General features: G+C 59.3%; 20 protein-coding genes. 2 read left to right on the top strand and 18 right to left on the bottom strand.

The features are described 5' to 3' along the window. Positions 1 to 5: 5 nt before the first annotated feature. The 7 genes from AC1RTP_RS06190 to AC1RTP_RS06160 all read right to left on the bottom strand — a co-directional run bounded on the left by AC1RTP_RS06190 (position 6) and on the right by AC1RTP_RS06160 (position 5,291). A complete protein-coding gene (locus AC1RTP_RS06190; RefSeq protein ID WP_498605685.1) occupies positions 6 to 620 on the bottom strand; it encodes a pilus assembly PilX family protein in 615 nt (204 codons plus the stop codon). Next, complete coding sequence (locus tag AC1RTP_RS06185) at positions 617 to 1,735, bottom strand: PilW family protein (RefSeq protein WP_498605684.1); 1,119 nt, start codon at positions 1,733 to 1,735, stop codon at positions 617 to 619. The genes AC1RTP_RS06190 and AC1RTP_RS06185 overlap by 4 nt, the downstream gene beginning before the upstream one ends. A 16-nt stretch (positions 1,736 to 1,751) precedes the next feature. After that, positions 1,752 to 2,132 (bottom strand): type IV pilus modification PilV family protein, encoded by a 381-nt coding sequence (locus AC1RTP_RS06180; protein WP_498605683.1) that lies wholly within the window; start codon positions 2,130 to 2,132, stop codon positions 1,752 to 1,754. A 10-nt stretch (positions 2,133 to 2,142) separates the two neighbouring features. Continuing rightward, entirely contained in the window at positions 2,143 to 2,739 is a 597-nt protein-coding gene (locus tag AC1RTP_RS06175; RefSeq protein WP_498605682.1) for a GspH/FimT family pseudopilin, read from the bottom strand. Beyond that, positions 2,733 to 3,188 carry a type IV pilin protein gene (locus AC1RTP_RS06170; protein WP_498605681.1) on the bottom strand — a complete coding sequence of 152 codons (456 nt, stop codon included), beginning with the start codon at positions 3,186 to 3,188 and terminating at the stop codon, positions 2,733 to 2,735. The genes AC1RTP_RS06175 and AC1RTP_RS06170 overlap by 7 nt, the downstream gene beginning before the upstream one ends. 98 nt (positions 3,189 to 3,286) lie before the next feature. Then, the gene (locus AC1RTP_RS06165) at positions 3,287 to 4,627 is read right to left on the bottom strand and encodes a sensor histidine kinase (RefSeq protein ID WP_498605680.1); all 1,341 of its coding nucleotides are present in this window, start codon (positions 4,625 to 4,627) and stop codon (positions 3,287 to 3,289) included. Next, entirely contained in the window at positions 4,620 to 5,291 is a 672-nt protein-coding gene (locus AC1RTP_RS06160) for a response regulator transcription factor (protein ID WP_498605679.1), read from the bottom strand. Before AC1RTP_RS06160 ends, AC1RTP_RS06165 begins: the two co-directional genes overlap by 8 nt. An 81-nt stretch (positions 5,292 to 5,372) precedes the next feature. Here AC1RTP_RS06160 and AC1RTP_RS06155 point away from each other — a divergent pair, with 81 nt between their 5' ends. Further along, positions 5,373 to 7,355 carry a methyl-accepting chemotaxis protein gene (locus tag AC1RTP_RS06155; protein ID WP_498605678.1) on the top strand — a complete coding sequence of 661 codons (1,983 nt, stop codon included), beginning with the start codon at positions 5,373 to 5,375 and terminating at the stop codon, positions 7,353 to 7,355. A 165-nt stretch (positions 7,356 to 7,520) separates the two neighbouring features. Next, positions 7,521 to 8,330: a Crp/Fnr family transcriptional regulator gene (locus tag AC1RTP_RS06150; protein WP_498605677.1), complete on the top strand. Its 810-nt coding sequence runs from the start codon at positions 7,521 to 7,523 to the stop codon at positions 8,328 to 8,330. Here the strand turns inward: AC1RTP_RS06150 and AC1RTP_RS06145 are convergent. The 11 genes from AC1RTP_RS06145 to thrS form a co-directional block, all read right to left on the bottom strand. Further along, positions 8,233 to 9,765, bottom strand: a complete 1,533-nt coding sequence (locus tag AC1RTP_RS06145) for a CHASE3 domain-containing protein (protein ID WP_498605676.1) — start codon at positions 9,763 to 9,765, stop codon at positions 8,233 to 8,235. The genes AC1RTP_RS06150 and AC1RTP_RS06145 overlap by 98 nt on opposite strands. 69 nt (positions 9,766 to 9,834) lie before the next feature. After that, positions 9,835 to 10,467: a response regulator gene (locus tag AC1RTP_RS06140; RefSeq protein ID WP_498605675.1), complete on the bottom strand. Its 633-nt coding sequence runs from the start codon at positions 10,465 to 10,467 to the stop codon at positions 9,835 to 9,837. A 154-nt stretch (positions 10,468 to 10,621) separates the two neighbouring features. Next, entirely contained in the window at positions 10,622 to 11,014 is a 393-nt protein-coding gene (locus AC1RTP_RS06135; protein ID WP_498605674.1) for a MerR family transcriptional regulator, read from the bottom strand. Positions 11,015 to 11,030: 16 nt separating this feature from the next. Beyond that, on the bottom strand, positions 11,031 to 11,378 hold the full coding sequence (locus AC1RTP_RS06130; protein WP_452649579.1) for an integration host factor subunit alpha: 348 nt from the start codon (positions 11,376 to 11,378) through the stop codon (positions 11,031 to 11,033). A 137-nt stretch (positions 11,379 to 11,515) separates the two neighbouring features. Then, positions 11,516 to 13,942, bottom strand: coding sequence for a phenylalanine--tRNA ligase subunit beta (pheT, locus tag AC1RTP_RS06125; RefSeq protein ID WP_498605672.1), 2,427 nt, complete (start codon positions 13,940 to 13,942; stop codon positions 11,516 to 11,518). Positions 13,943 to 13,961: 19 nt separating this feature from the next. Further along, positions 13,962 to 14,978, bottom strand: coding sequence for a phenylalanine--tRNA ligase subunit alpha (pheS, locus tag AC1RTP_RS06120; protein WP_498605670.1), 1,017 nt, complete (start codon positions 14,976 to 14,978; stop codon positions 13,962 to 13,964). A 100-nt stretch (positions 14,979 to 15,078) separates the two neighbouring features. After that, complete coding sequence (rplT, locus tag AC1RTP_RS06115; protein WP_028101213.1) at positions 15,079 to 15,438, bottom strand: 50S ribosomal protein L20; 360 nt, start codon at positions 15,436 to 15,438, stop codon at positions 15,079 to 15,081. Positions 15,439 to 15,462: 24 nt separating this feature from the next. Next, entirely contained in the window at positions 15,463 to 15,660 is a 198-nt protein-coding gene (rpmI, locus tag AC1RTP_RS06110) for a 50S ribosomal protein L35 (protein ID WP_057262756.1), read from the bottom strand. A gap of 114 nt (positions 15,661 to 15,774) precedes the next feature. Next, on the bottom strand, positions 15,775 to 17,967 hold the full coding sequence (locus AC1RTP_RS06105) for a YCF48-related protein (protein WP_498605666.1): 2,193 nt from the start codon (positions 17,965 to 17,967) through the stop codon (positions 15,775 to 15,777). Positions 17,968 to 18,072: 105 nt separating this feature from the next. Further along, complete coding sequence (infC, locus tag AC1RTP_RS06100; RefSeq protein WP_498605840.1) at positions 18,073 to 18,597, bottom strand: translation initiation factor IF-3; 525 nt, start codon at positions 18,595 to 18,597, stop codon at positions 18,073 to 18,075. 49 nt (positions 18,598 to 18,646) lie between these two features. Beyond that, positions 18,647 to 20,554: a threonine--tRNA ligase gene (gene thrS, locus AC1RTP_RS06095; RefSeq protein ID WP_498605665.1), complete on the bottom strand. Its 1,908-nt coding sequence runs from the start codon at positions 20,552 to 20,554 to the stop codon at positions 18,647 to 18,649. Between the last annotated feature and the right edge of the window lie 183 nt (positions 20,555 to 20,737).

Here is a 20,737-nt window from a genome sequence, read left to right as displayed (position 1 = left end):
CTGCGTTAGATTGTGACCACGACCTGCACGTAGCTGGTGGTGTTCCTTGGCCCGGTCACCCGTGCCGTGATTCGGTAATAGGCATGGCTCGCAACGGCTTTCCAGTTACACGCCTGGTAAGTCATCATGTGGCACAAGAGGCCCTTGCTGCTGCCGCTGCGCGGCGATTGCTCAGTGGAGCAGGTGCCGGGGCTGAACGCACCCGAGCTGTCGCACATGCGATGGATGACGTAGGACACCACATTGCCGGTGCTGTCCGCAGTCAGCTTCTTCACCTTGCTGGTGTCGTCCCAGTTGAAGTTGTCGGTCGTAGCTTCGGTGCTGTTGCCTGTCAGGTCGAGCGCGTCCTGGCGAGTAGCGTAATAACCGAGGTTGGCCTGGTCGTTTTCCAGTGTCTTGTAATTTGCCGCGAGCCAGGTGATGGCCGATTCCACGCCCAGGTCGGCACTGGCGACCGCGCTTTGCTTGAAGGCCAGGTTACCGGCGATGACGGACGAGGTGTCGACGGAGCGCAGCAAGGCGATACCGGCCAGCGTCATCGCCACCAGCACGATCAGCGTAATCGGCAGCACCACACCCTGCTGCCAGGCCTGATGGCCGATGCGTTTGATTCGCTTCATACTTTCCCCCACAAGACATTACGCAAAGGCACAATCGTTTCGTACACCTTGTAGCGGTAGCACTTCCAATCGGACGGGTAATTCGCAGTATTGAACGTGGCCCAGGTCGACCAGGTTGCCGCCTTGGCGGTCGTGGTCGCGTTGCAGGTGCCGTCAGTAGCAGGCTTTTCATATTGGGCGCTGCGCGCCACCACCGCAATACGTACCGCTTTAATTCGGTTGCGGTTCGCATTGGTCGGATTGGCCCAGGTCGTGCCCGTAGCCGAAACCCAGGCGCTGACGGTTTGCGAGCCAGCGTTCGCCACGCCATATTCGGCCTGCAGGTCGACAATTTCGGGCGATACCACTTCCTGGTTGGCCGAGGAGTCGGCTGCATTATCCGAACGCACCAGCTGGCGCAGCGCGCTGTTGATGGCGTAAGTGCGCTTGAACTGTGGTGCGCTGGACGCGCCGGCGAAACAGGTCAGCGAAGCGCCGACGGTGTACTGCGGCCAGTTGTTCGCATTCATGAAACTGGCGGCAGGGTTGTAAATGCCGTTGGTGCCCTTGTTATGCTGGATCTTCAGTGCCTGGTTCTGGACTTGCGTTACCTGCATCAGCGTGCACTTGCCATCCTGCGCCACCAGCATCAGGTCGCCCTCGTTGCAGCCTTCCGTGCTGTTCACATCCAGTTCCGACGAAGGCGCCGGCATGTTCTCGCTCACCACGGTATTGGTTGGCAGGCGGAACGCACCGATGTTCGGGTCGGCGTAATACTGGGCCGTGATGGTATCGGGGCGGGTGCCGCCATCGGTGATGATGATGGGCGCCATCGAGAAATTGGCGATCGCGCCTTCCGCGCCGCCGCAGGCGTCGCTGCCGTCGCAATAGGTGTACATGGTGTCGCAGCCGGAGTATTGGGTCACGCCCATGCCCCAACCGCCATTGCGCACATCACGCTCCAGCATGGTCAGCGCAATGGCGCCATTGGTCTGCGCATCGGCGCCACTGGTGGTAGTGCGCTTCTGCCCTTCCGACTGGCTATATACCTGCATGACCACAACCATGGCAAGCATGCCGATGGCCAGCCCCACCATGATTTCGACCAGGCCGAATCCTTCTTCATTCGCGCGCATTGAGCGTTCCTTATTGTTAGCCATTGATGCGCGTAATGCTCGAATGGGTGTGGACACGGCTTTCGCCCGGCAACTGCCATGTCACAGTAACGGCAACCTGGAAACTTGGCGCTGCGCCCGTGACGACGATGGTGCGCTTACCATTCGGAAGCAAGCTGACGTTTTCGTTGGTCTTGGCGTGGGAACTCGCGTTATCGCGGTCCGCCCAGATTTCGCCCAGGGTCTGGTTGATCAGGAAGCTGGCGTCGACGCGGTATTTGGCATCGGTGGCCGCGCGCGTGGTGGACGCCTGCATGCCAATAACGGCCAGCACGCCGAATGCAAAAATGGTGATTGCGATTAAGCCTTCCAGCAGCACGATGCCGCCCTGCTTCTTCGCTATGCGTTGAGAATTCATCTATTTCCCCTTAGCTGCAGCCCTGCGGGTCCGTAGCGAACGAACGCGCCGGATCGCACATGCGAATCTGACCGCCGACACCGATCAGTACGACGTAACGGCGTGCATTGGCACTAGTCACATTGGTGATATCGGCGCGCGTGAAATCATTGCCGATGTTGGCGGGAGGCACGCGACCGATGCCGTTGAAGCTGACGCCGGCGGCGAGTTCGTTGCCGGCTGCCAGAGCCGAGCTGAAATGGCCGGCAGGCGTTGGCAATGGAATTGCGGCGAGGCTGACGCCGACGCGCGCCTGGTCGGTGCCTTCAGCGGCCGGGCGCGACTGGATTGTGGCTGGGCAGCTAGTCGTGACATTGACGCAGCCGACAGTCCAGGCAACCGTGCCGTTACTATCGGTCAAGTCGAAGCGCACCGTCGTATTGCGGCGCACCGCTTCATTGCGGGCCATCTGCAAGCCGTTCAGGACCGATTCGGCCGCGGCACGGTTTTGCGTGTTGCGGATCCAGTTCGTGTAAGAAGGCACGCCCATGGCCAGCAGCAGCGTCATGAGGACCAGCCCGAGCATGAGCTCGAGCAAGGTCAGGCCGCGTTGGCGATGGATTAACATTGGCCGCCCTTTTTGCGGACCCAGCAAGTGAAGCCGCCGCTAGGCACGGTGCCCCAACCTGTCGGCACCGCCGTGGTTTTCTTGTTGTTCGATTCGTCGATGGTATAAGTGAAGCCGGCCATCGAACCGGTGCCGTCGGCCTGCACGGTAAAGGTGTTGGCCGCCAAATTGGAGCAGCTGTAAGTGAAATCGTCGGTCGGCGGCAGCACCATGCCGGCGGCCGTGGTACAGGCGCTTGGATAGCTCCGGTTGTCCTGGAAATACTGCTCCATCTTGACGCGCATGGAAGCCAGGTTATTGGTCGCCTGCGGAATCCGGCTGCGTTTGACGTAATCGCCGTAAGCCGGCATTGCGATCGAGGTCAGGATGGAGATGATCACCAGCGCCACCATCAGTTCAATCAGCGTTACGCCCGTCTGTCGCGACGCGACAGTTTTCTGCTGCTCCATTTTAATTGCTCCAAATCAGGTTACCGATAATGCAAGTCTAGAGAACCAAGCTTGCAGTTCCCTGAGGGAAACCTGACAAAAAGCTGACAGCAGTAAATTTATGCTGGGAAATACACAGAAAACAACGCGCCCTGCCCGCTGGCCGGGGTGTCAATGGCGACGCTGGCGCCGTGAGCGCTGGCAATATCGCGCACAATGGCAAGGCCAAGGCCGCTGCCTGTTGTCTTGGAATCAAGCCGCTGGAAGCGTTTAAATACAGCGCTGCGCTTGGCCGGCGCAATCCCGGGGCCCGAATCCTCCACCGTCAGCATGCCGCCTTCGAGGTGGGGGAAGCAGCTCACCGTCACCGTGCCCTTCGCCGGCGTGTAGCGGATCGCATTGTCGACCAGGTTGTCGACGAGATCGCGTAGCAGGAATCGGTCCCCGTGCACCATGGTTGGCTGCAGGTCGAAGCCCAGGTCGATATCCTTGCGCAGAGCCTGTTCGACGAAATGCTGGATCGACTCTTCCAGCAGCTGGTCGAGCGCCAGTTGCTCCATATTCGTCTTGCGCAGCGGGCCAGGTTCGGCGCGCGCGAACGACAGCAGCTGGTTGACCTGGCGGATCATGCGTTCGGTGGAGCCCTGCATCATCGCCAGCGAGGACGTGGCCTCCGGCTTGGATTCCTGCTCCGCCAGCAGCTCGATCTGGGTACGCATGCCGGCCAGCGGCGTGCGCAACTGGTGCGCCACATTGGCCAGGAAGTCCTGCTGCGCCTGGGCTCCTTCGCGCACGCGCTCCAGCAGGCTGTTAAAGGCATGCACCACCGGCTTGACTTCAAGCGGCACGTCCGCCGCATTGATCGGCGACAGGTCGTCAGCGCCGCGCGACTGGATGTCGGCGCGCACCTTGATCAGCGGAGACAGGCCATTGGTCACCGAGAACCAGACAAAACCCACCGATGCCAGTGTGAACAGTGCAGCCAGTGGCAGCATCGCGCGCAGGATAGCGGCGCGCGCCTGGCCACGCTTGCGCAGGGTCTTGGCCACCACCACCAGGCCTTGCTGCTGGCCGACCAGGACCGGCTGCGCCACCATGCGCACCGCCTCGCCGCCCACGACGCCATCAGTGGCAGGAGCGGCAGCGCGTGCAGGCAGCAGCGGCAGCCCGGCATCACCCGCCACGAGGCGGCCCTGGCTGTCACGTACGGAAAAATAGACTTTATCCAGGTCGTCGTCGCGCAAGGCGTATTCGGCAACCTGGGGCAAGTCCAGCGCCAGGCGGCCTTCGCGCTCGCTCACGCGGGCGCCGAGCATGGACGCGGCATCGGCCAGTGACTGGTCGAAGGCAATCTGGGCGGGAATCCAGGCCAGCGCGTAATTCAATGCCACGCCTGCCAGGTTCAATAACAGAACCGGGGCGATCAGCCATTTGAGCAGCCGCAGGCGGATGCTATCCATTGACCGGTTCCAGCATATAGCCAAAGCCGCGGATGGTGCGGATGCTGATGCCGGCATCGGCGGTCTTTTGCCGGATGCGCGAGACATAAACTTCCACCGCATTCGGCGTCACGTCCTCGCCCCAAGGCAGGATGGCGTCGATGATCTGCTGCTTGCTCACCACGCGCGCGCTGTGCTGCATCAGGTATTCGAGCACCGCCCATTCACGCACCGACAAGTCGATCACGTTTTCGCGCACGCGGGCGCGCTTGGCCCCAAGGTCCAGCACCAGCGATCCCATTTGCAGCAGGCTCGGTTTTGGCGCGTGGCGCCGCGCCAGCGCCCGTACGCGCGCCACCAGTTCCGGCGTAGCGAAAGGCTTGACCAGGTAATCGTCGGCGCCCAGTTCCAGGCCGCGCACCCGGTCTTCCACCGCATCGCGCGCAGTCAGGAGCAGCACTGGCAGCTGGCTGCCGCGCGCGCGCAGGCGGCGCACGACCTCAAAGCCGTCCAGTCCCGGCAAGCCGATATCGAGCACCAGCACATCCACCGGGCCAGGGCGCTGCAAAACGGCGTCGGCTTCGGTGCCGTTTTGCAGCAGCTCCACCTTCATGCCATGGCCGCTCAGCACCCTCACCAGACCATCGGCCAGAACTACGTCGTCTTCAACCAGGATTACATGCATGAGGCTTGGGAATAAGTTAATTACCGCGCATTATGCCCCGATTCATCGCCGCGTCACAATCGCCCGGCATCATGTTCGGCCATGAAGCCACTCTATCCTGCCATCGCCCTCATGCAGCGGCTGCGCCTGCTGCCTAAATTCGCCCTCGTCTCCCTGGTCTTCCTTTTGCCCTTGCTGCTCGCCTCCGGCCTGCTGGTGGCGGAACTCCAGAAATCAGTTTCCTTCACCGTGCAGGAGCGCCAGGGCCTGGCCTACCTGCGCCAGCTGCATGAAGTGCGGCGCCAGCTGCAGCAAAAGCGCAGCCTCGAACATATGCGCCTCGCGGCCAACCAGCAGGATGCAGCACGCGCCAGCACTGCCGCCGCCGATGCTGCCAGTGCAGCGCTGACAGCCCTGCGTCCGCTGGCCATTGGTCCGCTGGCCGGCCTGGCGGCACAAGCCGAACTCGAACAAGGCTGGCAACAGATGCAGCAGCGCCAGGCCGGCCTTGACGCCCGCACCAGCTTTGCAGCCCACAGCAAGCTGGTCGCCCAGGCCGATGCCCTGGCGGCACTGGCAGCCGACCGCTCCCGCCTGTCGCTCGACCCGGAAGTACGCAGCGTCTACCTGATCGCATCTTTCCTGAAAACCTTCCCCGACCTCACTGAAAACCTGTCGTTGATCACCGGCCGCGGCGCCGCCTATATCGACAGCGGCCTGTTCGAAGCAAACGAAGACCAGATGCTCAACGCCACTGCCATGCTGGCGCGCCATGAACTGGAGCGCTTGCCCGCGCAATACGAAGCGATCTTCGCCAATAATCCAGGGCTCGCTGCCACTTTGAAGCCGCGCATGGCCGCCGTTCCGGCTGCACTGGCTTTCCTCGAACGGGCCCGCAACGAAGTGCTGAACTCCTACAACCAGACCAGCGGCAAGGAATTCAATGCAGCGGGCCTGCAAGCCATCGCCGGCCTGCAAGCGCTGTCCGGCAGTACGGCCGACGCGCTGGAACAAATGCTGGCCGAGCGCGCTGCGCAAAACACGTTCCGCCGCAACGGCGTAGCCGCCGTAGTGCTGCTCGCTATCGCGTTGGCCGGCTGGCTGGGCGCAGGCTTCTACGTCTCCTTCACGCGCGATATCCGCCAGCTGAATCGCGCCGTGCGCGCCGCCGCAGCGGGTGATCTGAGCGTGCGTATTGCCTCCCCTGCACGCGACGAAATCGGCAGCCTGGCCAATGCCTTCAGCCGAATGACCGCCGCGCTGGAAACGCTTGTCGGCGATATCCGCAGCGGCGCCGCGCGCATAGCCAGCGCCGCCGACGAACTGGCCAGCGGCAGCACCTCGCTCAATGGCTCCACCAGCACGCAGGCCGAAGCGCTGCACGTGACAGTGGCCGCGATGGAAGAACTGGACGCCGCCGTGCAGCGCAATAGCGCGCACGCCGACGACGGGCGGCAACTGGTGGTGCAAGCCGCAAGCGTGGCGCGCAAGGGCGGCGCCAGCGTGGGCGCCGTGGTCGACACCATGGCCGCCATTCGCGCCAGCTCCGACCGCATTGCCGACATCATCGGCGTGATCGACGGCATCGCATTCCAGACCAATATCCTGGCCCTCAACGCCGCAGTGGAAGCGGCGCGCGCCGGCAACCATGGCCGCGGTTTCGCCGTGGTCGCGACCGAAGTGCGCAACCTGGCCCAGCGCTCGGCCGCGGCAGCCCTCGAAATCAAACACCTGATTGGAGACTCGGTGCATAAGGTCGAAAACGGGAACGCCCAGGTCGATGCCGCCGGCGCCACCATGCAACAGGTGCTGGCGTCGGTAGGCAGCATGGAGGAAGTCATCGCCCGCATTACCAACGCCGAAGCCGGCCAGCGCAGCGAGATCGCCCGTATCAACAGCGCCTTGCACCGCATCGACGATATGACCCGCCAGAACGCCGCCCTGGTGGTGCAAGCCTCGGAAGGCGCCAGCCGTGTCCACGCAGAAACAGCCATGCTGAACGAAGCACTCGGCCAATTCCGCTTGAAAAAAGGGGACGCACCCCTTTTTTCCAACAGTGCGCCAGCAAAAATTGCGATGTTGTAGGACTAGCCTGACAAACTGCCATGTTGCCAGCCTACACGATGGCGGTCACAGGTCTTATGTTCATATCTCACATAGAAAATTAAAGTAATACCAACGCGATCGGCAAGCAGCACGCTCTAAGAATGCCGACTGCAACACCGTGTACTTTAGTTTTGTGAGGATAAAATGAACAACACTCAACTTAGCGTCTCTGCCAAGAACTCGCTGTCCCATGCAATGCCTGTAGGTTCTTCGGAGTTTAAAGTTGCGTCCCGGCCAGTTGTCAGCTACAGCGGCGCCCAGCAGAATGAATTGCTGGCAGCCCTCCCTCGTGAAGCACTGGAGGCCCTGTTTGAACACCTGGAACTGGTCCAACTGCCCTTCGGTAAGGAACTGTTCGAGTTCGGCAGCAAGCTGGAATACGTTTATTTCCCAACCACAGCAATTCTTTCCCTTCTGTACGTCATGGAAGACGGCGCGACCACCGAGATTGCCGTGGTCGGCCACGAAGGCGTCGTAGGTGTTTCGATGTTCGCCGGTGAACGCGCCATGAGCGCCGCCGTGGTGCAAAGCGCTGGTTACGGCTACCGCCTGAAAGCGCAAGCCCTGCGCAACGCTTTTAACCAGGGCGGCGCCCTGCCCCAGCTGCTGATGCGCTACAACGCGGCGCTGTTCGCGCAGATGGCCCAGAACGCCGTCGGCGGCCGCCACAGCTCAATCGAACAGAAACTGTGCCGCTGGCTGTTGGATCGCCTGGACCGCTCCCCAAGCAATGAACTGAAGGTGACCCAGGAAATGATTTCGATCATGCTGGGCGTGCGCCGCGAATCGATCACCGCCGCAGCCGGCAAGCTGCAGGAAGACGGCATGATCACCTACCGCCGCGGCAACATCACCGTTATTGATCGTGAAGGTCTGGAACGCTATGCGGGTGAGTGCTATAAGGTGGCGAAGATTGAATATGATCGCCTGCTCGCTGATGTAGCATGCTGCTAGGATGCAGCAAGCCCGGGGGCACTGCACTCCCCGGGCGTCCGCCCCGGCCTCGCAATGGGATATAAACCTCGATACAGGTTCCCCGGTCACCCCGCCCACGGCGGATGTTCAATACCCCACCCAGCAGCAAAGCGCGCTCCCGCATCCCCAGCAAACCATGTGACATTGGCTTGGCCAGCGTAGGAGCGGCAATCCCGATCCCGTCGTCGATGATACGCAGCACCAGCATTTCGTCGCGCTGCAGCTTGAGCGACACGCTGACTGCGTTCGCCTTGGCGTATTTACGGATATTGGTCAACGACTCCTGCACGATGCGGAACAGCGCGATCGACAGGCTGCTGTCGCCGGCCTTGGCCACCGCATCGATATCGGCGCCAATCTCGGTCTCGCACGGAATATTGGTCATGCGCGTGAAGTCTTCGCAATAGCTGTCGATAGCGGCGCACAGGCCGAGGTTATCGAGCAAGCTTGGACGCAAGTCTTCGATGATGCGGCGCTTCAGCTCCACCGTATCGACCAGGGTGCCGCGCGCACGGCGCAGCTGGGAAGCCAGTTCCGGATTGGTCTTTTGCAGCTGGTGCGCGACGGCCGCGATATCCATGCTGATCGAGGTCAGGTTGGCGCCCATCTCGTCATGCAGCTCGCGCGACAGCCGCATCTTCTCTTCCTCGCTGATCGAAATCAGGTGGCGCGACAGCACAGAGAGCTGCTCGGTACGCTGCTGCACCATCGACTCCAGGCTTTCATTCGACAGCTGCAGCGCATGCTCCACGGCCGCACGGTGCACGAAGCTGCGCCGCACCAGCTGGTAGAACATGATCAGCACCACGATGGCCACGGCATTGATGCCGGCGCCCATCACGACAGCCTTTTGGTATTCCTGGTAGAAGCTGGCGGCACGGGCCGACATCGCCTCGCCCTGCTCGCGCGTCATGATCACCACTTGCAGGCGGATTTCGTCCATGCCGCTACGCTCGTCGCTGACCTGGGCGATGTTGACAATGTCATCCAGCCCGCCGTGCTTATACACCTCGATGGCCTGGCTCAGGATGGCAACGCGCTTGCGCACCAGCACCTGCAGCTGCTGCAGGTTCTTCAGCTGGATGGGATTATTGGCGAGCAGCTTCTCAAGCTCGCGGAATTGGTTTTCGGATTCGGTAACGACGGCGCGCGTCGGGCCGAGATAGGTTTCCTTACCCGAGATGAAGTAGCCGCGTGCACTGCTGTCGGCATCGAGCACCAGCACGTTCAGGTACTGCAGGCGTTCGGCGACACGCGAGCTGAGTGCCAGTTGTTCGTTGGCGCCGCGCAGCGATTGCAGGTTGTGGAACAGGCTGAAGCCGTTGACGATCAGGATCAGCGCGCACGTTACGCACAAAAGCGTTTTGTAAAGCGGCAGCCGGTGCCGCGGCGCTGGTTCGATGGTGAAGTACATTATGCCCATTATAGACCGGCGGCAAAATGCTGCCACACGGAAAGCCTATCGTGCAGCAGCCCAGGCGCTTTAGTCGAGCAGATTATTCTTCATTGCGTAGTACGTCAGGTCGCTATTCGATTGCAAGCCCATCTTTTCCATGATGCGCGTGCGATAGGTACTGACAGTCTTGATACTAAGCGACAAAGCCGTGCCAATATCGGACACGGTAGCGCCGCGCGCCAGGCGCAGGAACACCTGGAACTCGCGGTCCGACAACTCGGTATGCAGGGCGGCATTCGAATCGCGGTCAAAACTTTGCGCCAGCAGTTCGCCAACTTGCGAGCTGACGTAACGGCGGCCCTGGTGAACGGTACGCACGGCGTTGATGAGCTCTTCCGCTTCGCACTCCTTGTTCAGGTAGCCGTTGGCGCCCATCTTGAACAGGTTGAGCGCGTACTGCTGCGCCGGATAGCCGGACAGAATCAGCACCGGCAGGTCCGGCTGGCCCTGGCGGATGGTACGCAGCGTGTCGATGCCGCTCTGATCAGGCATGGCGATGTCCAGCAGCAGCACGTCGCAAACTTCCTTGCGTGCGATTTCGAGCGCTTCGCGCCCGGTACTTCCTTCAGCCACCACGCTGAACTCGTCCGACGACGAAAAGATTTGCTTGAAACCAGCCCTTACAATCTGGTGGTCGTCACAGATGGCTACGCGAATCATTGATCTTCCCTCTTGAACTCTTAACCTGGGAACGGAGCCAGCGTCTGCATTATCACTAGCAAAATCATAACGTTAATATTGTAGCACCAACGGTTTAACAATTAGCTGAGTCTAACCGAAAAAAAGGACGCCTAAGCGCCCTTGCTACAGCTGCTTACAACTTTAGTAGCTCGAGTATGCTTTGCAGCTCGCTGCGCAGCATCTCACGGTCCAGCGGCGGTGCTTCCGCGCCAATTGATTCATCATACTCGCCTTGGGCCGAATCGGCACCGCGGCTATCCAGCTTGTTGCGGGCGCCACTGATGGTGAAGCCCTGTTCGTACAGCAGTTCGCGAATACGACGGATCAGCAGCACTTCATGGTGCTGGTAATAGCGGCGGTTACCGCGCCGCTTGACCGGTTTCAGCTGGGTGAATTCTTGCTCCCAATAGCGCAGCACGTGCGGCTTGACGCCGCACAGTTCACTGACCTCGCCAATGGTGAAATAGCGCTTCGCCGGAATCGGCGGCAACACTACCAGTTCAGCCTTGCCAGGACGGTCGTTCATTCACGCACCTTATCGATCAGGATGCGCGCGCCGTGCCGGCGCTGTCTTCGACCATGCCTTTCAGCTTCTGGCTGGCGTGGAAAGTCACCACACGGCGTGCAGTGATCGGAATTTCCTCGCCGGTTTTCGGGTTGCGTCCCGGGCGCTGCGGCTTGTCGCGCAGCTGGAAATTGCCGAAACCGGACAGTTTCACCGCTTCGCCGCGCTCAAGCGCGTTGCGGATCTCGTCAAAGAAGGTTTCGACCATGTCCTTGGCCTCACGCTTGTTCAGGCCCACCTGTTCGAACAGAAGTTCGGCCAGTTCTGCCTTGGTCAGCGTCGGCAAATCCTTTTCAGCTTCCTGGCGTACCTTGGCGCTCTGCATCGCGCTGTGCAGTTCAGCGTCCAATGCAGATTCAAGTACGGCGGAATCGACGTCGTTGTTGTTAATTTTGCTGCCCTGCCTTCCAAAAGTACATGAGTCCGGCATTGCCGGACTCCTGAATAGACTTAAATGTTAAATCAAGCCCGCAGTTTTGCGCCCAATGCCAGACTGACGTGAGCTTCGAAAGACTTCATCAATTCCTCGACGACATCGTCCTGCAGGGTGTTTTGAGTATCTTGCAAGCTAAAGCGGAAAGCAAGCGATTTTTCGTCGCTTTCAACCCGCTCGCCGCGATATTCGTCAACCAAAACAATGGCTTGCACGATGTGCCCTTGCGCATGGGCGGCGGCTACGCCGTTGAAGGCATCGACCATCTCCTGCGCTGCTACGCCGCGCTTGACCACGTACGACTGGTCGCGAGTGGCGCCAGGGAACTTCGAAATCTCTTCATAGACTGGCACGTCGCGTTGCTGTAGCGCAACAGCGTCAACTTCGAAAACGATCGGCGCTTTCGGCAGGTCGTACTTCTGCAGCCAGCGCGGGTGCAGTTCGCCGATGAAGCCGATCACCTTGCCGTCCAGTTCCACCGAAGCCGCGCGGCCTGGGTGCAGGGCTGGGTGCGCCAGTTTGGCGAAACGCAGCTGGCGCGGGGCGAACAGGTTTTCCAGGTCGGCCTTGACGTCGAAGAAGTCGGCATCGCGGGTTTGCTGGCCCCACTGCTCGTCAGCTACCGGGCCGTAGGCCATGGCGGCAACGCGCTGCGGTTGGGCGTAGCCGGCCACGGTCAGCGGGCCGTCTTGCACGGAAGCGTCGCGCTGGAAGATGGCGCCGACTTCGAACAGGCGCACGCGCGACTGCTTGCGGTTGACGTTGTAGCGCACATTGGCCACCAGGCTGCCGATCAGGCTCGAACGCATGACCGACATTTGCGACGCGATCGGGTTTTGCAGCTTGATCGGGCTGTCGTTGCCGTTGAAGTCCAGCTCCCACTGCGCTTCGACGAAGCTCATGTTGACCACTTCCTGGAAGCCCAGGTCGGCCAGCTGGTGGCGCACGGCGAAGATCGAGCGGGTGTTTTCCGGCGCGATGATCATCTCGGCTGCGGCCACCGGCGGCAGGGTCGGGATGTTTTCGAAGCCGTACACGCGGGCCACTTCTTCGATCAGGTCTTCTTCGATTTCGATGTCGAAGCGGAAGCTCGGTGCGGTCACGCTGAATACGCCGTCAGCCAGCGAGAACTCGAGGCCCAGGCGCTTGAAGATGTCGGCAACCATATCGTCGTTCAGTGCCACGCCGATCACCTTCGCTGCACGGGCGGTACGCATTTGTACTGGCGCGCGCTGCGGGATGTTGACGATCTGGTCGTCGATCGGGCCGACTTTGGTGTCAGGCGTGCCGCAGATCTCCACCAGCAGCGCAGTGATGCGCTCCAGGTGCTCAGGGATCGAAGCGTAATCCACGCCGCGCTCGAAGCGGTGCGCTGCGTCGGTCGAGAAGTTGTACTTACGGGCGCGGCCCTGGATGGCGTTTGGCCACCAGAATGCAGCTTCCAGGTAGATGTTGGTGGTGTCGTCCGACACGGCGGTGGCGTCGCCGCCCATGATGCCGGCCAGCGATTCCAGTTCCTTGTCGTCGGCGATCACGCCAACCCACTCATCGACTTCGATGGTGTTGCCGTTCAGGAGCTTGATCTGCTCGCCCTTCTTGCCCCAACGGACGTCCAGCGAACCGTGGATCTTGTCGAGGTCGAACACGTGCGAAGGACGGCCCAGCTCCAGCATCACGAAGTTGGAAATGTCCACCAGCGCCGACACAGGACGCTGGCCGCTTCGCTCCAGGCGCTGCTTCATCCAGGCCGGGGTTTGCGCCTTGGCGTTCAGGCCGCGGATCACACGGCCAGCAAAGCGGCCGCACAGCTCCGGAGCGGACACTTTCACCGCCAGCTTTTCGTCCAGGGTGACAGGCACGATGGCGTTCTGCGGCAAGTTCAGTTGCGAACCGGTCAGCGCGGCCACTTCACGCGCCACGCCGAGCACGGACAAGCAGTCCGCCTTATTCGGGGTCAGCTTGATGGTGAATTTCAGGTCGTTCAGCGCGAAGTAGTCTCGGATGTTCTGGCCGATCGGCGCGTCGTCCGGCAGCTCGATCAGGCCGCCGTGGTCTTCCGACAGCTTCAGTTCGCGCGCGGAGCACAGCATGCCTTGCGACTCGACGCCGCGCAGCTGGCCAACCTTGATTTCGAACGGCTTGCCATCGGCGCCAGGCGGCAGCACGGCGCCGGCCATTGCACACGCGACCTTCAGGCCAGGACGCACGTTTGGCGCGCCGCAGACGATGTTCAGCAGCGTGCCGGTACCCACGTCGACCTGGCAGACGTTCAGGCGGTCTGCGTTCGGGTGCTTGGCGGTTTCGCGCACATGGCCAACGACCACGTTGGTGAATGGAGGCGCGACTGGATCGATGTCTTCAACTTCAAGGCCGGACATGGTCAGCATATGTGCCAGTTCATCCGAAGTCATCTTCGGATCGACCATCGTGCGCAGCCAGTTTTCAGAGAATTGCATAGTCAGCTTTCGTATTCTTTTAATTGAACTGCTTCAGGAAGCGCAGGTCGCCTTCATAGAACAGTCGCAGGTCATTCACGCCATAGCGCAGCATGGTCAGACGCTCAAGGCCGGAGCCGAACGCAAAGCCAATGTACTTCTCTGGATCCAGGCCGAAGTTGCGCACCACATTCGGATGCACCTGGCCCGAGCCCGACACTTCCAGCCAACGGCCTTTCAGCGGGCCGCTGCCGAAGGCGATATCGATTTCCGCCGACGGTTCGGTGAACGGGAAATACGAAGGACGGAAACGCACTTGCAGGTCGTCCGTCTCAAAGAAAGCCTTAACGAAATTCAGGTAGACGCCCTTCAGGTCCGCGAAGGAAATATCCTCCGCGATCCACAGGCCTTCAACCTGGTGGAACATCGGCGAGTGGGTCGCATCGGAGTCGACGCGATAAGTACGGCCCGGCGCGATCACCTTGATCGGCGGCTTGTTGTTGCGGGCGTAGCGCACCTGCATCGGCGAGGTGTGGGTACGCAGCAGCAGCGGCTTGCCGGTGCTGTCGTTGCCTTCAACGTAGAAGGTATCCTGCATCGAACGCGCCGGATGGTTCTCAGGCGAATTCAGTGCAGTGAAGTTGGTCCAGTCGGTTTCGATTTCCGGGCCGGCGGCGACATCGAAGCCGATCGAGCGGAAGATCTCTTCCACGCGCTCCCAAGTGCGCATCACAGGATGGATACCGCCTTTTGCGCGGCCACGGCCCGGCAGCGACACGTCGATCGCTTCTGCGTTCAAGCGCAGTTGCAGCTGCGCTTCCGCCAGCGCATCACGGCGCGCGGTCAGCGCGGCTTCGATCTGCACCTTGGCGACGTTAATCAGTGCGCCTTGCGCCTTTTTCTCTTCAGGGTCCAGTTTGCCCAGGCCCTTCATCATTTCGGTGATCTGGCCAGTCTTGCCAAGGTACTTGGCTTTGGCGTTTTCAAGTGCTGCAGCGTCTACGGCGGCGAGGAAGTCAGCCTGCGCGGAGACGACGAGTTGTTCGAGCGAGTTCATCCGACTTTTTTCCTGTTTGGGAAATTAAAAACGGGACATAGCTAAAGCCATGTCCCGCTTCTTATGAGCGCTGCCCGAAGACAACGCACATCACTGGCAATTAAGCAGCGATCTTGGCTTTGACGACGTTGACAATCGCTGCAAATGCAGGCTTGTCCATCACAGCCATATCAGCCAGGACCTTACGGTCCAGTTCAATAGCGGCCTTCTTCAGACCGTTCATGAACACGCTGTAGGTAACGCCGTGTTCGCGGGCAGCCGCGTTGATACGGGTGATCCACAGGGCGCGGAAGACGCGCTTCTTGTTACGACGGTCGCGGTATGCGTACTGGCCAGCGCGCATAACTGCTTGCTTGGCAATACGGAATACTTTGCTGCGACGACCGCGGTAACCCTTGGCCAGGTTCAGTACTTTCTTATGACGGGCACGCGCGGTAACCCCACGTTTTACTCGAGGCATAGTAGCTCCTTAAATAATGTGAGATTAAGCGGATGGCATCATACGCAGAACGCTAGTCACGTCCGACGCATTGATGTTACGGGTACCACGCAGCTGACGCTTGTTTTTGGTGGTCTTCTTGGTCAGGATGTGGCGTTTGAAAGCCATGCCCGACTTAACGGTGCCACCTGGGCGCACGCGAAAACGCTTTTTCGCGGAGCTCTTAGTTTTCATTTTTGGCATGTGAATGCTCCAATAATGACCGGATTGTAGGTGGCAGCAACTTTGCTACACTTTTAGTGCCTACTCTCACGGGAACCTCAGATTGTAACACAAACGTACGCAAATGGAAGACCTCTACTTGCCAGCAGTTGCGGTCTTCAAAATGGTGCCGCCCACCCCAGTGACCCACGCCGTATTATTATCAATCAGGCGCACGGTATACAAGTCGCCCAGCATGCCGGACTCCTGCACACTCCAGGATTTGCCTTTGTCCTCACTGCGGAAAATCTTGCCTTTTTCACCAACCACCCACAAAACTCTCCCATCCAAAGTTGCGACCGAGTACATTCGCTCAGGCGAGCCGATCTCCACCTTGATCCAGGTCTTGCCTCCATCCTGCGTTTTCATCAGCCCCTTAGGGTAATGGATCGCCCAGGCAGTGTCGGCATCGAGCGGGGCAAGCGATGCAAATCCACTCATCCAATCACCGCTTTGCTTAATCCACGATTTTCCACCATCCACTGTGCGCATCAGTGTTTCCTTGTCGCCCGCAGCCCACACGACATTTTCGTTAACTGCCGAAATCACACGCAATGTTTCCCCATTTGAATCGCCCGCGACCACATTCCAACCGCCCCCGTTCTTGCTATAGGCGACAGTGCCGGACTCACCTGCGGCCCAGACCATATCCCCACCGACTGATGAGATCGATTTAAAGTACCAATTGCCGACGTACGTGCTTTGCCAGGTCTTGCCCTGATCATTGGTCGTATGGACATTACCGCAGCCGACTGCCACTGCCGACATCTCGCTCACTCGCGTCAAACTCGAAACGCAATACAATGCTGTGGAACTATCCTGGCGCAACCAGGTCCGGCCACCATCCTCAGTACGGAAAACGATGCCGTACCCCTGTGGGATGACTGCCGCATGATTTGCGTCGAACACCGCAATAGAAGTGATGTCCGCACTCCCAGAGATAAAGGCTCCCTTATTTTTCGAGGCCCAATTCACGCCATCCTGAGTGACAAACACATTTCCATTAAGCCCGACCGCAGTCATATTTTCTGCATCAGATGCCGACAAAGCTTCAAAACTGGGGTTATCGCAGCAGCCAACCACCCTCGAAGGCGAGATGTCCTTCCAGCTTTGTCCGCCATTTGCGCTTTTCACGATGTAACCCGAATAATCGACCGCAATCACTGTATTCGCGTCCAGCGCGAGAACTGAGGTGTATTGAGGCCCAGTGCCCGAATTATTTGGAAGGGTATTGAGTTGAACGACCCATGTCTTGCCACCATCGGTTGTTTTCTCAATGGCGTGCACTTTGGAAACCCAAGCGATGTTTGCATCAATTGCGCTCATCGAACGTGCAAAGTAAAAATCTTTTGAAAAGGACCAATTCAAGCCACCATTCGTAGTACGTGCCATACATGAGGCACCAGTCATCCAGACCGTATCCGGGTCCACGACTGAAATCGATGAGGATGAACAAGTTTGAGAATCCCCTCCTATCGAACGATTACTCCAATGGGCTCCGCCGTCGTCAGATCGGTAAGCTGCGCCACCATTGCCTGCCAGCCAGACAGTCCGACCATCTTTTGCCAAACCAACTGCCAACAGATCCGTTACTCCAGCTGACAGTTCGCCACTGAACCAAGACAGGCCACCATCCCTCGTATGCGATTCGAAGCCACCAGTACCCACCACCCACGCATTATTTGCATCGGCCGCCGTTATCGCCTTCAGTATTGACGTTGTCACGATACGCCTAGAGAACCAAGTTGCGCCGCCATCTGTACTGCGAACGATTGTATTGTTCGTGCCCAGCGCCCAAATGACAGTCTTCCCAATCATCTTCACAGAGATTAAGAACTGGCTGGTGGGCAAATAGCTTTGCCGACACCAGCCCTGACCATCGCCAAGACCGGCACAGTCCATGCCGACCACCCCAGCGGAATGACTGGTACGAATTGATGCCGAACTGTTCGCGACTCCCGCAGGACTCGTTACCGTCAGCGTAACCTGATAATTCCCGGAACTTGCGTAGAGGTGCTCAGGGCGCTCACTCGTACTCGTCTGCCCATCACCAAAATTCCAGGCGTATTGGAGCACCAGGCCCGATGGATTGCTAATTACGGCTGAGAATTTGACGGGCACCGATGCCTCATTCTGCTCCGCCACAATAATTTGAGCAGCTTGCAGGACAGGCGGCTTAGTGGGAGGTGTTGATGGAGTTTGCGGGCCATCGGAGGAGCCAGATCCGCCGCCACAAGCGGTAAGCACGACGATCAGTGAAGAGGCAAGAATACGGGTAAGTTGACGCACGTTCGAAGAGTTTCAAAAAAGGAAACGCGCATTTTAGTTCAACAATATGCTTTTCGACAATAAAAAAGCCAGCCCGAGGGCTGGCTTTTCGCATCACAGATGCGCTTACTTCTTTTTCTTAGGCGCCAGGATCATGATCATCTGGCGGCCTTCCATTTTCGGGAACTGTTCGACCTGGCCTACAGCCTCCAGGTCAGCCTTCAGACGCTCCAGCATGCGCATGCCGATGTCCTGGTGAGCCATTTCACGGCCACGGAAACGCAGGGTGATCTTGGTCTTGTCGCCCTCTTCCAGGAACTTGATCAGATTACGCAGCTTGATGTTGTAGTCGCCATCATCGGTGCCCGGACGGAATTTGACTTCCTTGACCGAAATCACCTTCTGCTTCAACTTGGCTTCGTGCGCCTTCTTCTGTTCCGAATACTTGAACTTACCGTAGTCCATCAGTCGGCAGACTGGTGGATTCGCGTTCGGCGCGATCTCGACCAGGTCGACATCGGCCTCTTCCGCCAGGCGGAAGGCTTCGGCCAGGCTTACGATGCCCAGCGGTTCATTTTCCACACCCGACAGACGCATTTCAGGGTGGGTGATCTCGCCATTGATGCGATGGGAAGACTTGTCAGTAGCTATGGTGTTTCCTTCAATATTGGTTAGTTGGCCGGTTGCGGAGTTTCACGCATCAGGCTTTGGTAGCGACGTCTTGCTGCAGTCGCTCCACCAGGGCCTCGATCGACATGACGCCCAGATCGACATTGCCCCGGGCACGCACGGCCACGGTATGGGCATCCCGCTCTTTGTCGCCCACCACGAGGATGTAAGGCACTTTTTGGACGGAATGTTCGCGGATTTTATACGTAATCTTCTCGTTGCGCAAATCAGCAGCAACGCGGAAGCCCAGCTTGCGCAGCCTGGTTTCAAGCGCCTTGCAGTAATCCGCCTGTGCATCGCTGATGTTGAGAATCGATACTTGCTGAGGAGCAAGCCACATCGGCAGCGCACCAGCATAGTTCTCAATCAGGATGCCGATGAAGCGCTCCAGCGAACCCACGATTGCACGGTGCAGCATGACCGGGGTCTTACGGGTGTTGTCATCCGCCACATACTCGGCACCCAAGCGGCCAGGCATGAAGAAGTCGACCTGCATGGTGCCGACCTGCCATGGGCGGCCCAGCGAGTCCTTCAGGTGGTATTCGATCTTCGGACCGTAGAAAGCACCCTCACCCGGCAGTTCGGTCCAGGTGACGCCGCAAGCACGCAAGCCGGAGCGCAGCGCTTCCTCAGCCTTATCCCACACGTCATCGTCGCCGATGCGATTGTCAGGGCGCAGAGCCAGCTTGACGTCGATGTTCTCGAAATGAAAATCTTTGTAGACTTCCATCGCCTGCTGGTGGAATGCAACCACTTCCGGCTCGATCTGCTCGTTGGTGCAGAAAATGTGGCCATCGTCCTGGGTGAAGCCGCGCACGCGCATGATGCCGTGCAGCGCGCCGGAAGGCTCGTTGCGGTGGCACTGGCCGAACTCACCGTAGCGCAGCGGCAGGTCGCGGTAGGAACGCAGGTCGCTGTTGAAGATCTGTACGTGGCCTGGGCAGTTCATTGGCTTCAGCGCATAGGAACGGTTTTCGGACTCGGTCACGAACATGTTCTCGCGGTAGTTTTCCCAGTGGCCGGTCTTGCCCCACAGGCTCGCGTCCAGGATCTGCGGCGCCTTCACTTCCTGGTAGCCGTTGTCCTGGTACTTGCGGCGCATGTACTGCTCCACTTGCTGCCAGATGGTCCAGCCTTTCGGATGCCAGAACACCAGGCCCGGCGCCTCGTCCTGGAAATGGAAGAAGTCCAGCTGCTTACCCAGTTTGCGGTGGTCGCGCTTCTCAGCCTCTTCCAGCTGGAACAGGTACTGCTCCTGGTCTTCCTTCTTGGTCCAGGCGGTGCCGTACACGCGTTGCAGCATTTCGTTTTTGCTGTCGCCGCGCCAGTAAGCGCCGGCCAGCTTCATCAACTTGAAGACCTTCAGCTTGCCGGTCGATGGCACGTGCGGGCCCCGGCACAGGTCGGTGAAGCTGCCTTCGGTGTACAGGGACACGTCTTCGTTCGACGGAATCGAAGCGATGATCTCGGCCTTGTAGTGTTCGTTGATGGACTTGAAGTAGGCCACGGCTTCGTCGCGCGGCAGGACCTTGCGGGTTACCTGCTCGTCTTTCTTCGCCAGCTCGGCCATCTTCTTCTCGATTGCCACCAGGTCATCCGGGGTGAACGGGCGCTTGTAGGAGAAGTCGTAGTAGAAGCCGTTTTCGATGACCGGGCCGATGGTTACTTGCGCGTCAGGGAAAAGCTCCTTGACGGCGTAAGCCAGCAAGTGGGCGGTCGAGTGACGGATCACGTCCAGGCCTTCCGGGTCCTTGTCGGTCACGATAGCGACATCGGAATCCTTCTCGATCAGGAAGGAAGTATCAACGACCTTGCCGTCAACCTTACCGGCAAGGGCTGCTTTACCCAGGCTGGTGCTGATGTTGGACGCCACTTGAGCGACGGTCAGCGGGGCATCGAATTGACGGACGGAACCGTCGGGCAGTCGGACTGAAACCATTATGGATCTCCGGAGAAAAAGGTAATGCTGAAAAATATGGACGAAAAAAAACGCGGGCTAGCCGCGTTTTCTTCAATTGAACAAGCAAAAGAAAGCCGATCGACTAGCGTCACTCACCAACCTTGATGGTAGTTCGCGGTGTCATAACCGGTGTGCCTTTCTCGCTCTTACAAAATGTCTGGT

The sequence above is a fragment of the Pseudoduganella sp. GW821-FHT11H04 genome, from assembly GCF_058807935.1.
Note: the sequence above shows the minus strand (reverse complement) of the source record. Positions and strands in the feature narration are given on the sequence as shown.